Here is a 12,183-nt window from a genome sequence, read left to right as displayed (position 1 = left end):
TGCTCGAGGAGCCTCGCCATGAGCGAGAACACGTGGGACGCACTGGTTGTCGGAGCCGGAGCGGGCGGGCTGTGCGCGGCCGCCCGGCTCTCGCACCACGGCTACCGCACCCTGGTGGTCGAACGCCTGGACCGGATCGGCGGACGAGCCTCCACCACCGAACTCGACGGTTTCATCGTCAACACCGGCGCGGTGGTCGTCGAACTCGGCGGCATCACCGAACGGACCTTCGAGGAGGTGGGCGCGAAATTCGAAGTGCGCCCGGCGGATCCGCCGATCCTGTACCGCATCAACGGCCGTGACGTGGATGTCACCAGCGGCGGCTGGGGGCTGCTCATCTCCCAGCTGACCCGCCAGGGGGCCAAGCTGCTCACCGGAATCGGCGCGGCCCGCACCGACGGCGGGCTGCCCGACCGGGAACTGTCCACCGCCGACTGGGTGCGGCGGTACACCAAAAACGATGCGGTGCAAGGCATCTTCCGCAATATGTGCGGCTCGATCTTCGCCGTCGGCTCGGAGGAGCTCCCCGCGCGCGTGTTCCTCACCTACTTCACCCGCCCGTCGGCGTTCAAGAAGCTCGGCTTCTGCCCGGAGGGCACCATCGGCATCTGGAAGGCCCTGGCGGAGGTGGTGGAACGCAATGGGGGACAGGTGCGTCTGGGCAGCGAGGTGCAGCAGCTGCTCGTCGAGGACGATCGCGTCGTCGGGGCACGCATCCGGCACGAGGGTGAAACCTCCGATGTCTCCTGCGCTTTCGCGGTCAGCGACATCGGGCCGTCGGCCACACTGGATCTCGTTGGCCCCGAACACTTTCCGTCCGACTATGTCGGCTCGGTGCTGCAACGCGATCTGCCGTGCGCCATGATTTCGGTCAACTTCGCCAGCCGGGAACCGCTCATCGACGCGCCCGGCCTGCTCAGCTTCGCCCGCACCAGGCGGCTGTGCTACGTCGCCAACTTCACCGCCACCTGCCCGGAGATGGCCCCCGAGGGCTGGCACCTCTACGTCGGCACCGGGGTGCCCAAGCCGTCGGTGGGCGACTTCGACTCCGAGGCCGAAACCGCGCTCGTGCTCCAGGATCTGCGCGAGGAGATCCCGGGCTTCGACACGGCCCGCATCCTGTCCATCGCCGTCACCCGCGACGACTGGCCCCCCCAGCGCACGGTCGCCGGCTACGACCTACCCCACGACACCCCGATCGCGAATCTCTGGAACGTCGGCGACGCGGTCAAGGAGTACGCCAACGGCGGCATCACCGCCTGCACCGAGACCGCGAAGATCGTCGTCGACGAGATCATCGCCAGCGGCATCGGACGCCGCGGGTCCTGAGTTCGCCGGACCCGCTCAGCCGAGCTTCTCGGTGATTCCGGGGAGCCGGTCCACCATGGCCACAACGTAATCCGCGACGATCCCGATCAGCACGGGCCGCTCCACCTTCAGGCCGCCGTCGAGCCACACCAGGATCAGCTCGGCCGCGCCGCCGGTGATCAGCTGGGCCAGTGCGGTCAGGGCGGTGTCGTCGCCCTCGGGGATGTCGAGCAGCACCCGCGTCTGCTCGATGAGCAGCTGCGCCACCCGGCGCATGCCCTCGAAGCGGCGGCGCATGAGCATCTCGCTGCCGTAGGCCTGCGCGAAGGCGATGTTCGCCCGGCGCGGATCGTCGGTCACCGTGATGATGAGCGCCGCCACCCCGGCCCGCAGCTTCTCCTCGGGCCCGCCGGGGGTCTCGGTCATGGCCGTGCGAGCCTGCTCGAGGGCCGCGCCCTGCACCTCGTCCAGTAGCGCGGAGGCCAGCGCGTCCAGACCGGTGAAGGATTCGTAGAAGAAGCGCGGCCCCACCTTCGCCTGCTCGCACACCCCGCGCACGGTGAGCGCGGGCAGCCCCTGCGTGCCGACGATCTCGAGGGCCGCGTCCAGCAGCCGTCGCCGGCGCTGCTCCCGACGCTCGTCGGTCGTGGTGCCGCGATAGGTCCCGTTGAAAGCTCGCGTCACCCTGACAGCTTGGCACAGAAATCGGGAAACGACTGTTTACGGAAACTATCGTTTCCGCTACCGTTGAGGCATGGCTGTGCGAAAAGCCGTGGTGAACCATCGAATTCAGTGCCGCGCCGCCGGGGTGCTGGAGCGCTATCCCAGCGTGCCGCGGGCACTCGCGACACCGCCGCCGGGCAGCGGGCTCGAGCCGGTGATGGGTGACTACGGCCCGCCCGGCATCGGCCACGTGGTGAGCACCCTCGCCGACCCCCTCACCTTCGGCCGCGACCGGATGCGCCGCTACGGCCCTGTGCAGTGGATGGGCGTCTTCGGGCGGCAGGTGGTGGGCATCGGCAGTCCGGCCGCCGTGGAGGAGGTGCTGCTGGACCGCAAGCACGTCCTCTCCGCGCAACAGGGCTGGGAATTCCTCATCGGCCCGTTCTTCCGCGGCGGAATCCTGCTGCGCGACTTCGACGATCACGCCTACCACCGCCGTATCCTGCAGCAGGCCTTCACCCGCCCGCGGCTCATCGGCTACCTCAACCTCACCACCCCGCGCATCGTGCGCGGCGTCGACTCCTGGCAGCCCGCCCCCGATTTCCCGCTCTACGACCACGTCAAGCGCATGCTGCTGGAACAGGCCACCGTGGTCTTCGCGGGCGCGGAACTCGGTCCCGAGGGCACCCGCCTGTCCCGGGCCTTCGAGGACGCCGTGCACGGCGGCAAGGCCATCATCCGCACCAATATGCCCGGCGGCGTGTGGAATCGGGGCCTGCGCGGCCGCCGGCTGCTCGAGGACTACTTCCGCCGGGAACTGCCCGCCAAGCGCGCCGGCGACGGCGAGGACCTGTTCAGCGTCCTCTGCCACGCCGAGACCGAGGACGGCGAATCCTTCACCGACGCCGACATCGTCGACCACATGATCTTCGTCATGATGGCCGCCCACGACACCAGCACCCTGGCCATTTCCATGCTGGCCTACGAGCTGGCCCGGCACCCGGAATGGCAGCAGCGGCTGCGCGAGGAATCGGAGGCACTGGGCAAACCCACCCTCGACTACGCCGACCTGGACCGGCTGCCCGCCCTGGAGATGGCCTTCCGCGAAACCCTGCGCATGTACGCCCCGGTCGGTCAGATGGTGCGAGAAGCGCTGGAGGACACCGAGATCGCCGGGTACTTCATCCCCAAGGGCGCGCTGGTCATGGTCGGCTCGTACTCGATGATGCGCAGCGAGGAGTACTGGCACGACCCGGACGTGTTCGATCCGGAACGCTTCGATCCCGCACGCGCCGAGGACAAGTCGCACCGCTTCGCCTGGCCGCCCTTCGGCGGCGGCGCGCACAAGTGCATAGGCCGGTACTTCGGCGGCATGACCGTCAAGGCCACCATGCACCGCATGCTGCTGACCTACCGCTGGAGTGTGCCGGACGGCTACCAGGTGCCCCTGATCGCCGGTACCGGCCCGACGCCAGCCGACGGCCTGCCGATCCGCCTACGCCGGCTCTGAACCTCATCCGCCCCCGGCGACCGCCGAATGGCGGCTCACCGGACGTCGCGCGGAATCCCGAGTTCGATATCCAGATAGCGCAATTCCGGATCGCGGCGGCGGCCGTTGCGGAACGCCCGGAACACCAGATCCTGCGGATGCCCGACGGTGAACACCTCGGTGAAGGTGGCCACAGTCCGCCGCGGCGCGCCCTCCAGGCTGGGATTGAACCCGGTCTTGGCCAGCGGCCCCTCCCAGATGAGCGCCGCCCCGCCGGGCACGCTGTGCGGGGCGAAACTCCAGCCCAGCTCGCGCATGCGCCGGTCGAACTCGCCCGCGCCCAGTCCGGCCACATCCCAGCCGCTGGCCTCGTTGAAAAGCTGCCTGCCGTGCAGGAATTGGACGAAGCACGGGTCCGGTCCGGGGTGCGGAGTGCTGAGGTTGATCACCCCGTCCCACGGCAGCGTGGTCAGCGCCCAGCTCAGCCTGTCCTCGAAGTCGGCCCAGTTCGAACACACCACCGGCGCCTCGCGCTCGCTGGGGCGGTCGGCGGGCAGGCCGTAGCTGCCGCTACCGGGCGCGTCCATGCTCCAGGTGGCGAAACGCAGCCGGTCCCCGTCCATGTCGAGCCCGTCGCGCAACACCGCCACCACGGATTCGGCCACCCCGCGCCGATGATCGACCGACTCCCCGCGCTGCCATCCGGTGCTCCATTCGCGTGCCAGCCGCGGCTGCTGGTGCACCCGCTGCATGGCCCGCCACTGCGGATCCGGTGCGGTGGCATCGGATTCCGAAGGCAGTGGCACCGGATCCCAGGTGCCGTCGGGCTGGGCGCGCAGCACGGTCAGCAGCGCTTCGGCCTCGGCGGCGTCGTCGGGGACGGCGATCAGCACCTCGATCTCGGTGCCCTGCTGCGCGAAATGCACACGGCGGCCGGTGAGTTCGTCACGAACCTGAACGAAGCGTGGATTCCATCCGAGTCCGGACTCGTCGGCGTCCTCGTCCTCCTCGAGAAAAAACGGCATCCATTCGAGCAGCACATCCCATCCCTGCGAACCCACCTTGCCTCCCTCCGGGTTCTCGCCAAACTACCCCCCGGCCACCTTTCGCGCCCCCCGGTGGGTACCGGCCAGGCTGTGCACTGTGGTAGAACCTGTTCTAGTTTTTTCACCTGAAGGACCGCGAATGAACTGGTACACCGGCAATACCGTTTACGACACCGTGCTCACGATCGCTTTCGCGTTCGCAGCTTTCGTGCTGATCGGCGGCCTCTTCGGGCAGAGCCCCTACGGCCGCTTCGCCACCGCCAAACTCGGACTCAATCTCAATCCGAAGCTCGGCTGGTGGTTGATGGAGATTCCGGCCACCGTGGTCTTCGCCGTCGCGTACCTCAGCGGTCCGCGCCGCTTCGAGCCGACTTCCCTGGTGCTGGCGGCCATCTGGATTCTGCACTACGGCAACCGCGGCTGGTTCTTCCCCCTCTCCATTCGCCAAGTGCCCGGCAAGACCAGCAGTTTCAATGTTTCCGTGCTCGGCATGGGCATGTTCGTGACCGCGCTGCACGGCTACCTCAATGGTGCGCTCTTCAGCCACGATTATCTCGGGCAGTACGGCACGGACTGGCTGACCGACCCGCGCTTCATCATCGGGCTGATCGTCTACCTCTGCGGTTTCGCGCTGCTGGTGAGCTCGGAGGGGATCGTCCGGAATCTCCGCGACAAGAACAACCCGGGGGCAACGGAATACAAGATCCCGTACGGTCTGGGATTCCGATTCGTCACCAGCCCCACCTATCTCGGCGAACTGGTCGCCTGGGCCGGATTCGCCATTCTCACCTGGGCGCTGCCCGGCGTGGTCATCTTCCTGATCACCTTCGGCAATCTGGTGCCGCGCGCCTTCGCCACCCACACCTGGTACCGGGAGAAGTTCGAGGACTACCCGGCGGAGCGAAAAGCGCTGGTGCCGTTCGTCATCTAGGGTCGCCGAGCGCGCCGTGGCGCAGCGCCTTGTCGCGGTACATGGCGACGTCCACGGCGTGCATGAGCTCGTCGATGGCGGTGGAGTCGGTGTCCACCAGTGCGGTGCCGATGCTCGCGCCCACCTGCACCAGCAGCCCCGCCACGTCGAACGGATCGCGCAGCGCGGCCAGCAGGCCGTCCGCGACGGTGTCCAATTCGTCCTGACCTGAGCAGTTTTCGACCAGGACGATGAACTCGTCACCGCCCAGCCGCGCCGCCACCCCGTTCGGCGGCAGGGCCCGGCGCAGCCGCTGGCCCACTTCGCACAGCACCCGGTCGCCGGCGGTGTGGCCGCGGCGGTCGTTGATCTCCTTGAAGCCGTCCAGATCCAGGTAGCAGACCCCGACCTGGCCGGTGGCCGCGGCGAGACGGTCGAAGAACAGCAGGCGGTTGGGCAGGCCGGTGAGCGAATCGTGGTGGGCGTCGTACCAGAGCTGATCGGCGAGCTGCTTGCGGTCGGTGACGTCGACGGTGACGCCGATCAGGAAGCGCGGCTTACCGTCGCTGTCGCGGACCACCGTCATGGACAGGTCGATGGTGGTGTGCGTACCGTCCGGCTTGGTGTGCCGGGTCTCGAAGCGGAAGCGGTCGATCTCACCGGAGAGCAGGCGCTGGAACAGGGAGAACGCCTCACCGATGTTCTCGGGGCCGAGAATGTCGGCCACGGTACGGCCGGGCATGGACTCGGCGGGGACGCCCAGGGTCTCGGCGAAGGCGTTGTTGACGTCGACCACCTTGCCGGTGGCGGCATCGACGGTGCCGATGCCCACCGACGCCCCCTCGAAGATGGCCTGGAACCGCGCCTCCGACAGCTGCCGGCGCGCCTCGGCCTCCTGGACCGCGGTGAGGGCGGCGCCGAGTGTCGTCTCCTGTTCGGCCAGCGCCACATTGCGCAGCCCGGCGGTGAATTCGGCGGCGAATTCCGCGGCCAGCTCGATGGCGCGATCGCGGACCGGCCCGTAGTCCGCACAGCCGGGGTCGGGGCAGGCGTCGGTCACCAGGTCCTTGCACAGCACCAGCACCGAGCGGTGCACGGCCAGCGGGTCGCGGTAGTTGGCGGCCACCAGGGCGACCGCGGCCTCCCGCGCCACCGACACGTCCCCGGTGCCGCGCACGGCCGCGATCAGGCGGTCACCGAAACCGTCGAGCAGATCCTCCACCTGGGCCCGGGTGAGCGTCGGCGCGACCGCGCCATCGAGAGCGTCGGCCCATCGGACCGCCAACTCGTGTGCTGCCACCGGTGACCCCCTGCCCCTGACTCGTCCGAACCACTCAGGCCTTGCGGCCCACACCCGCCAGTCCTAGCGAACGGCCCGGCGCCTCATGCTGGTCACGGTCGGATTCCGGCCGCCACAGCGGCAATTCCACCACACCGGGCTCGACCGGCTCCCACTTGCCGAACAGCGCGGCGATCTCGTCGCGGCTGCGGAACTGCAGTCCTATCTTGCTGACATTGTGCGAGTTCTCCACCAGCTTCGCCGCGTCGTCGGGGCGCGTGGCCGAGGTGAGATGCGAAATCGCGACGTAGCTGCCGACGGGCACGGCGTCGTGGAGTGCGTTGACCTTGTCGATGGGGGCGTAGTCGTCGCTCATCAGGTGCAGGACCGCAATGAGAAGGATGCCGACAGGTTGGTCGAAGTCGATGATGCCGGTGCCCCGCGCCTGCTCCAGCAGCGCCGCGGGCTCGCGTAGGTCGGCCTCGATGGCGGCGGCCCGGTCATTGCCCCGCAGGATGGCGCGGGAATGGGCCACGGCCACCGGATCGATATCGACGTAGAGCACCCGGCACTCCGGATCGATGGCATGCGCCACCTCGTGCACATTGCCCGCGGTCGGAATGCCGGAACCGATGTCGAGGAACTGCCGCACACCCGAATCCACCAGGAAGCGCACCGCGCGCCGCAGGAAGGCCCGATTGCTCAGCGCCAGCCGCGGCAGGTCGGGGACCAGCGACTTGCCCGCCGCGGCGGCCTGCCGGTCGACCTCGAAGTTGTGCGAACCGCCCAGTAGCGCGTCGTACATGCGCGCGGGGCTGGGCCGAGTCATGTCCACGCCCTCCGGGGCCCATGCCGGTCGTTCCATCCCGAATCCCTCCTTGCCGCAGCGGTCGAGCCCCGCCGGCGGTGCAAGCGGGCCAAGATCCGGGCAAATCCGGTGTTCGGGATCACCCGGACGGTGTTACGCGAATGTTAGTCCCCGTTCACCAGAAACCTTGCAGCGATACCACTCTCGCCCTGAGGTGGGAGAATGCTCACGCGGCGGTTGACGCCGCGCAGGTGCTGTGGGTGAGCGGGGGCACGCAGACCCCGGTCACATCCGCGAGCAGCAGCCGCGCGCCGAAGGCCAGTGAGCACAGCGCGATCGCGCCGAAGGCCAGCACCCACAGCAGGCCCGGGATCCGGGTCAGGTGGGCCAGCTGGTCGGCGTCGGAGTTCGGCTCGTGTGCGCGATTGCGCTGCAGCTCGATCACCGGCCGCACCGCCGCCAGCAGCAGGAACCAGGCCGCCAGATACGCCAGCGCCGCCTGGGTGGTGTCGCTGCCGAACCAGGACACCGCGAACACCACGCCGCCGGTCACCAGGATCGACAGCAGGCCGTACCAGTTGCGCACCTTCACCAGCAGCACCAGCAGCAGCGCGATGGTCAGCCACAGCATGAGCGTGAGGCGATGCGCGCCCAGCAGTGCCGCGTAGGCCAGACCCAGCAGCGCGGGCGCGGGGTAGCCGGCCGCCGTCGTCAGGATCATGCCGAGTCCATAGGGTTTCCCGCTCGACACCGTGAGTCCGGAAGTGTCCGAATGCAATCGGATGCCGTTGAGCCGCCGCCCGGTGAGCAGCGCCGTGAACGCGTGCCCGCCCTCGTGGGCGATGGTCACCGCATTGCGCAGAATCCGCCACGTCGGCCGGAACGCCACCAGCAGCAGCGCCACCACACCGGTCCCGACCACCAGTTGCCACGGCGGCGGTGACTGTGTGGTGGACAGCCGATCCACGACCGTGCTGCCCCGCTGAACGAATTCCGCTGTATTCACCGCCGCACCCTATCGACTCCGGCCGAGAGCGACCACAGCTCGCGGCCCGGCGGCCGGCCGGCCCGGCGGCGCACCGGTGCGGATCCGCCGGGCCGCGGCGGAGCGGAGCGGAAGGGGCACAAGCGGATTCAGTTCACGAAGATGTCAGGTCCCGGACGGCGGATATCAACGCGCACAGCCGTTTTGGGGACTACTCTGCCTATCGGCAGTGACACCGGGTGCCCGTCCGGTACTGCCCGGGTGGGTCTCGTCGGTATCCCGAGGCATGGTCCCCGAATAGTTGATGCCGCCGGAATCCCATCCCCTGCTCCGGCGGCATCGCCGGGCAGGGGTCTGTCGGTTTCGCCGGCCGCGGTTCAGGCCGCGGCGCGGGGCCTCGGATCCGGCGTGGTTTCGTGCTTGGCGTCGGCGCTGGCGCCCGGCGCCCGCTGGGCGCGCAGCCGGAAGGCGATGCATTCCAGCAGTTCGCGGGTGTGCACCGGCAGGAGCAGGCATTCCGAAGCACCCGCGGCCAGGATCGTTTCCAGGGATTCGGGATTGTGGTCGGTGCTGAGCGCGATGATGGGCGCGGTGGTCCGCGCGCGCAGCTCGCGGCACAGCTCGGCCGCCGCGACATCGGGCACCGCCCGGTCCAGCAGGATCACATCGGGTTTCAGGCGATCCTGGGTGCGCAGGGCCTGCCGTCCGCTGGCGGTCTGAAAGGTGTGGTAGCCCGCCGCGGCGAGCACCAGCACCGTGATTTCAGCGACGGCTGGATTGCTCTCGACCACCAGGATCTTCGCCGGCGCGGTGGCCCGCTCACCCTGTGGTGAACGCGCGTGTGCCGTTGTTGTCGATTTCTGGACTCTGTTCATGATTGCGGTCCTCCGCTCGGCGGGATCCCCCGACCCATGCCGTCAACCGTCGAGCGAAACATCACCACTTGGGCAATTCGTTCCGACTTTGCCCTTTGTGCAATCGACGGAACCCGACGCTATCTCGTTGCCGGTCCGTTATGCCAGGAAAATGTAGGAATTTGCCAAATGATAGCTGAAGCCTTCCCGGCTCGACCGGCGGTCGTTCATCTGTCGTCCACTTTGAATTCACTGCTCGGTTGGCTTTGTGATCAGGTGCAATGGTGACGGCTCGAAGAGGATCGCCCGCTCAGGACCGATATCGGCGGGATTGTCCGCTCTCACCGGGGGACCACGGCACGACGCTGCCATAGCGGATCAATTGCCCGTAGTGCTCGGGCTCGGCCGGTTTCACCGCGAGGTCGAGTAGCTGTGCGGCGGCCTGCGCCGGAGTGGGCGCGCGGGTGACATCCCACCACAGCGCCGAGGTGGGTGTGTTCATCATGCCCGGGCACACGGCGGCGATCAGGATGTCGCGGGCGAGGTCACTGTCGCGGCGGGTGCCGGCGAGGGCACGGACCGCGGCCACCTGTCCGATCTTGGACGGGATGTTCACGAAACCGGGCCAGGTCTCGCCGCGCGCACTGCCGTCGGCCACGGCGTCGCGCCACGCGGCGACCTGGGCATCCACCTCGTCGAGCGAGGTCAGGCCGGTGAGATAGACGGTGTCCGCCGGGCTAAGCCGCTGCGCGAGCCCTTCGGCCAGCGCCAGCCCGAGGCCCTGGGTGGCACCCGTGACGAGAGCGATTGCGGGGCTTGTCATTCGGACCCTCCGATCGTACGTATCCGGCTCATGCCAACCACGCTAGAAAGGGCCTGGGCATGTGGCCAGCGAGAATCTGTCAGACGTGGTATGCGTGAATGTCATGGCCTTCGGTGATGCTTCCCTGACCGCGCTGCGCGTTTTCCGGGAGGTGGCCGAACGCGGAACGCTCACCGCCGCGGCGACCGCGCTCGGGTACACCCAGTCGGCGGTATCGCGGCAGATCGCCGCGCTGGAGCGGGCGGCGGGTACCGCGCTGCTGCAGCGGCGCCACGACGGGGTGCGGCTGACGCCCGCCGGGCAGGTGGTGGCGCGGCGCGCGGCCGCGGTGATCGACCAGATGGACGCCACCGCAAGGGAATTGGCCGGACTGCCGGAGGATCGGGCCAGCGTGCGGCTGGGCTGGTTCCCGACGGCCGGGGCCTGGCTGGTGCCGCACGCGCTGGCCGAGTTGCGGCGAACGCATCCGGGGATCACCGTGATCACCCGCGAGGGCCGCACGCCCGCGCTGGTCCGGGCGCTGCGCGCGGGCACGATCGATCTCGCACTGGTGTCCTCGGCGCCGCCGTTCCGCCCGCTGGACGGCGAGACTCCCGCCCTGCTGACGCAGGTCCTCGCCGAACGCCCACTGCTGGTGGCGGTTCCGGCGGACCACCCGCTCGCGCGGGGCGACTACATCGACGTACACGACCTGCACGGCCGGCACTGGATCGCGGGCTCGCACGGTGAGCACGCCATGGGCGTCTGGCCCGGGCTCGGCGAACGTCCCGAGATCGTCCACACCGCTCACGACTGGCTCGCCAAACTGCAGCTCGTCGCCTCCGGCGCCGGGATCACCACCATCCCCGCCTCCGCGCGCTCGGCCCTGCCCGCCGGCGTCCGGGCCCTCCCGGTCCGGGGCGGCCCCACCGAAACCCGCCGACTGCTGCTGGCACGCCTGCCCACACCCATCCCCGACCCGGCCGCCCGTCTCGCTGCCGCCCTCCGCGCCGCGGCTCTGGGCTGACGCCCGCCCGTGGCACGGGTATCGGTGCGGGTGGCTGCATTCCCGTTGCAGCACTGCGCCTCCGAGGCGCGGCCGGCTGACTCCGAAGCTCCGAAAGGTCAGGGGGCTTCGAGGATCATGGCGTTGGCCTGGCGTGTGCGATCGGCTCGGCGTCGGCTCGCGGGAGTGCCGGTGTCAGGACGGTTTGTTGTGTCCGATCCCCGGGGCGAAGTCTCGCCATTCGCGCGCCCAGGCGGCGTGGTGGCGGTGCAGGAGGATGCGGTCGGCACACCAGACCAGAACGGTTGCGCCGCAGCAGGTTGCGATCACTGTCAGGACGGCGGTGTCGATGCCCTGGACCACCGCGTCGGATGTGGGCCGCGGCGCGGTGGTGGCCCGGCCCGAGGAGTCCAGCCACTGGGTCACGGTGCTGCCCCGCTTCGCCGAGTTCGGGACGACGACCACGGCGATATCGCTGCGGCCGTGGATATTCCACGCCACGGTGGCCTGGGGCGGTCCGGACGCCACCACCCCTTGGCCGACCGGAACCGCGATGCGCAGGGGATCGGAGACGACCGTGGCCGTCACCGCGGTTTTGGCGGCATTCTCGGCGCGGATGTGCGCGCCGGTGGTGGTGGCGGCGGAGATTCCCACGACGACCGCCAGCGGAATGGATGCGACGGCCACGAGCACGGCGACCATCCGCCAGGCCGCCTGCAGACGGTCCGAGGAACGCATCAGCCGATTGCGGCTCCACGGAGCGGTCCGGTGGATCCGAATGGGTAGCGACGCCGAGCGCGGCATCGTCGTTCGCCTCCTGCCTCGATGGATCAATCGCGGCCGAGAGCATGCGCGAGCTGGGTCTTGGACATGCTGGAGCGGCCCTTGATATTACGCTGCTCGGCCTCGTTGTAGAGCTGGTCCCGGGTGAGCCCCCTGGGACCCCGGATGTGTTCGTACTGACGTTCCTCTTTGCCGGTCCATTCCTTGGGCATGATCGCGCCTTTCGGTCAGGGGAGGGGTGCCGTCGGCT

Annotated in this window: 13 protein-coding genes; 4 read left to right on the top strand and 9 right to left on the bottom strand. The window is 69.1% G+C overall.

What is annotated here, in order from left to right:
* Positions 1-18: 18 nt before the first annotated feature.
* On the top strand, positions 19-1,329 hold the full coding sequence (locus ACFXIV_RS39215; protein ID WP_379401384.1) for a phytoene desaturase family protein: 1,311 nt from the start codon (positions 19-21) through the stop codon (positions 1,327-1,329).
* Between the two features lie 15 nt (positions 1,330-1,344).
* On the opposite strand, the gene ACFXIV_RS39210 is transcribed toward ACFXIV_RS39215, so the two are convergent.
* Positions 1,345-1,992, bottom strand: a complete 648-nt coding sequence (locus tag ACFXIV_RS39210; protein ID WP_379401385.1) for a TetR/AcrR family transcriptional regulator — start codon at positions 1,990-1,992, stop codon at positions 1,345-1,347.
* A gap of 70 nt (positions 1,993-2,062) precedes the next feature.
* Between ACFXIV_RS39210 and ACFXIV_RS39205 the strand changes: the two genes are divergently transcribed.
* Complete coding sequence (locus tag ACFXIV_RS39205; protein WP_379401386.1) at positions 2,063-3,481, top strand: cytochrome P450; 1,419 nt, start codon at positions 2,063-2,065, stop codon at positions 3,479-3,481.
* A 35-nt stretch (positions 3,482-3,516) separates the two neighbouring features.
* On the opposite strand, the gene ACFXIV_RS39200 is transcribed toward ACFXIV_RS39205, so the two are convergent.
* On the bottom strand, positions 3,517-4,521 hold the full coding sequence (locus ACFXIV_RS39200) for a hypothetical protein (RefSeq protein WP_379401387.1): 1,005 nt from the start codon (positions 4,519-4,521) through the stop codon (positions 3,517-3,519).
* 124 nt (positions 4,522-4,645) lie between these two features.
* On the opposite strand from ACFXIV_RS39200, the gene ACFXIV_RS39195 reads away from it, so the two are divergent.
* Positions 4,646-5,437, top strand: a complete 792-nt coding sequence (locus tag ACFXIV_RS39195) for a 3-oxo-5-alpha-steroid 4-dehydrogenase (RefSeq protein ID WP_364616770.1) — start codon at positions 4,646-4,648, stop codon at positions 5,435-5,437.
* Here the strand turns inward: ACFXIV_RS39195 and ACFXIV_RS39190 are convergent.
* From ACFXIV_RS39190 to ACFXIV_RS39170, 5 genes are all read right to left on the bottom strand, one after another.
* Entirely contained in the window at positions 5,430-6,716 is a 1,287-nt protein-coding gene (locus ACFXIV_RS39190; protein WP_379401388.1) for a diguanylate cyclase domain-containing protein, read from the bottom strand. The genes ACFXIV_RS39195 and ACFXIV_RS39190 overlap by 8 nt on opposite strands.
* 34 nt (positions 6,717-6,750) lie before the next feature.
* On the bottom strand, positions 6,751-7,560 hold the full coding sequence (locus tag ACFXIV_RS39185) for an SAM-dependent methyltransferase (RefSeq protein ID WP_379401389.1): 810 nt from the start codon (positions 7,558-7,560) through the stop codon (positions 6,751-6,753).
* A 169-nt stretch (positions 7,561-7,729) separates the two neighbouring features.
* A complete protein-coding gene (locus ACFXIV_RS39180; protein ID WP_379401390.1) occupies positions 7,730-8,509 on the bottom strand; it encodes a M50 family metallopeptidase in 780 nt (259 codons plus the stop codon).
* Positions 8,510-8,865: 356 nt separating this feature from the next.
* Positions 8,866-9,363, bottom strand: coding sequence for a response regulator transcription factor (locus tag ACFXIV_RS39175; protein ID WP_379401391.1), 498 nt, complete (start codon positions 9,361-9,363; stop codon positions 8,866-8,868).
* Between the two features lie 289 nt (positions 9,364-9,652).
* Positions 9,653-10,165, bottom strand: a complete 513-nt coding sequence (locus ACFXIV_RS39170; protein WP_379401392.1) for a hypothetical protein — start codon at positions 10,163-10,165, stop codon at positions 9,653-9,655.
* An 85-nt stretch (positions 10,166-10,250) separates the two neighbouring features.
* Between ACFXIV_RS39170 and ACFXIV_RS39165 the strand changes: the two genes are divergently transcribed.
* Positions 10,251-11,171 (top strand): LysR family transcriptional regulator, encoded by a 921-nt coding sequence (locus ACFXIV_RS39165; protein ID WP_379421413.1) that lies wholly within the window; start codon positions 10,251-10,253, stop codon positions 11,169-11,171.
* A gap of 174 nt (positions 11,172-11,345) precedes the next feature.
* Here ACFXIV_RS39165 and ACFXIV_RS39160 read toward each other — a convergent pair whose 3' ends face one another.
* Both ACFXIV_RS39160 and ACFXIV_RS39155 read right to left on the bottom strand, forming a co-directional pair.
* Positions 11,346-11,888: a hypothetical protein gene (locus ACFXIV_RS39160; protein WP_379401393.1), complete on the bottom strand. Its 543-nt coding sequence runs from the start codon at positions 11,886-11,888 to the stop codon at positions 11,346-11,348.
* Between the two features lie 92 nt (positions 11,889-11,980).
* Entirely contained in the window at positions 11,981-12,145 is a 165-nt protein-coding gene (locus ACFXIV_RS39155; protein WP_379401394.1) for a hypothetical protein, read from the bottom strand.
* Positions 12,146-12,183: the final 38 nt, after the last annotated feature.

It is taken from the genome of Nocardia sp. NPDC059236 (assembly GCF_042754085.1).
In the GTDB taxonomy this organism is placed as follows: Bacteria; Actinomycetota; Actinomycetes; order Mycobacteriales; family Mycobacteriaceae; genus Nocardia.
This window is presented reverse-complemented; position numbering and strand designations above follow the sequence as displayed.

Excerpts from the sequence above, each read along its gene's own strand:
- ACFXIV_RS39215 (WP_379401384.1), top strand. The coding sequence starts at position 19 with ATGAGCGAGAACACGTGGGACGCACTGGTTGTCGGAGCCGGAGCGGGC.
- ACFXIV_RS39205 (WP_379401386.1), top strand. The coding sequence starts at position 2,063 with ATGGCTGTGCGAAAAGCCGTGGTGAACCATCGAATTCAGTGCCGCGCC.
- ACFXIV_RS39195 (WP_364616770.1), top strand. The coding sequence starts at position 4,646 with ATGAACTGGTACACCGGCAATACCGTTTACGACACCGTGCTCACGATC.
- ACFXIV_RS39185 (WP_379401389.1), bottom strand. The coding sequence starts at position 7,560 with ATGGAACGACCGGCATGGGCCCCGGAGGGCGTGGACATGACTCGGCCC.
- ACFXIV_RS39175 (WP_379401391.1), bottom strand. The coding sequence starts at position 9,363 with ATGAACAGAGTCCAGAAATCGACAACAACGGCACACGCGCGTTCACCA.
- ACFXIV_RS39170 (WP_379401392.1), bottom strand. The coding sequence starts at position 10,165 with ATGACAAGCCCCGCAATCGCTCTCGTCACGGGTGCCACCCAGGGCCTC.
- ACFXIV_RS39160 (WP_379401393.1), bottom strand. The coding sequence starts at position 11,888 with ATGCGTTCCTCGGACCGTCTGCAGGCGGCCTGGCGGATGGTCGCCGTG.
- ACFXIV_RS39155 (WP_379401394.1), bottom strand. The coding sequence starts at position 12,145 with ATGCCCAAGGAATGGACCGGCAAAGAGGAACGTCAGTACGAACACATC.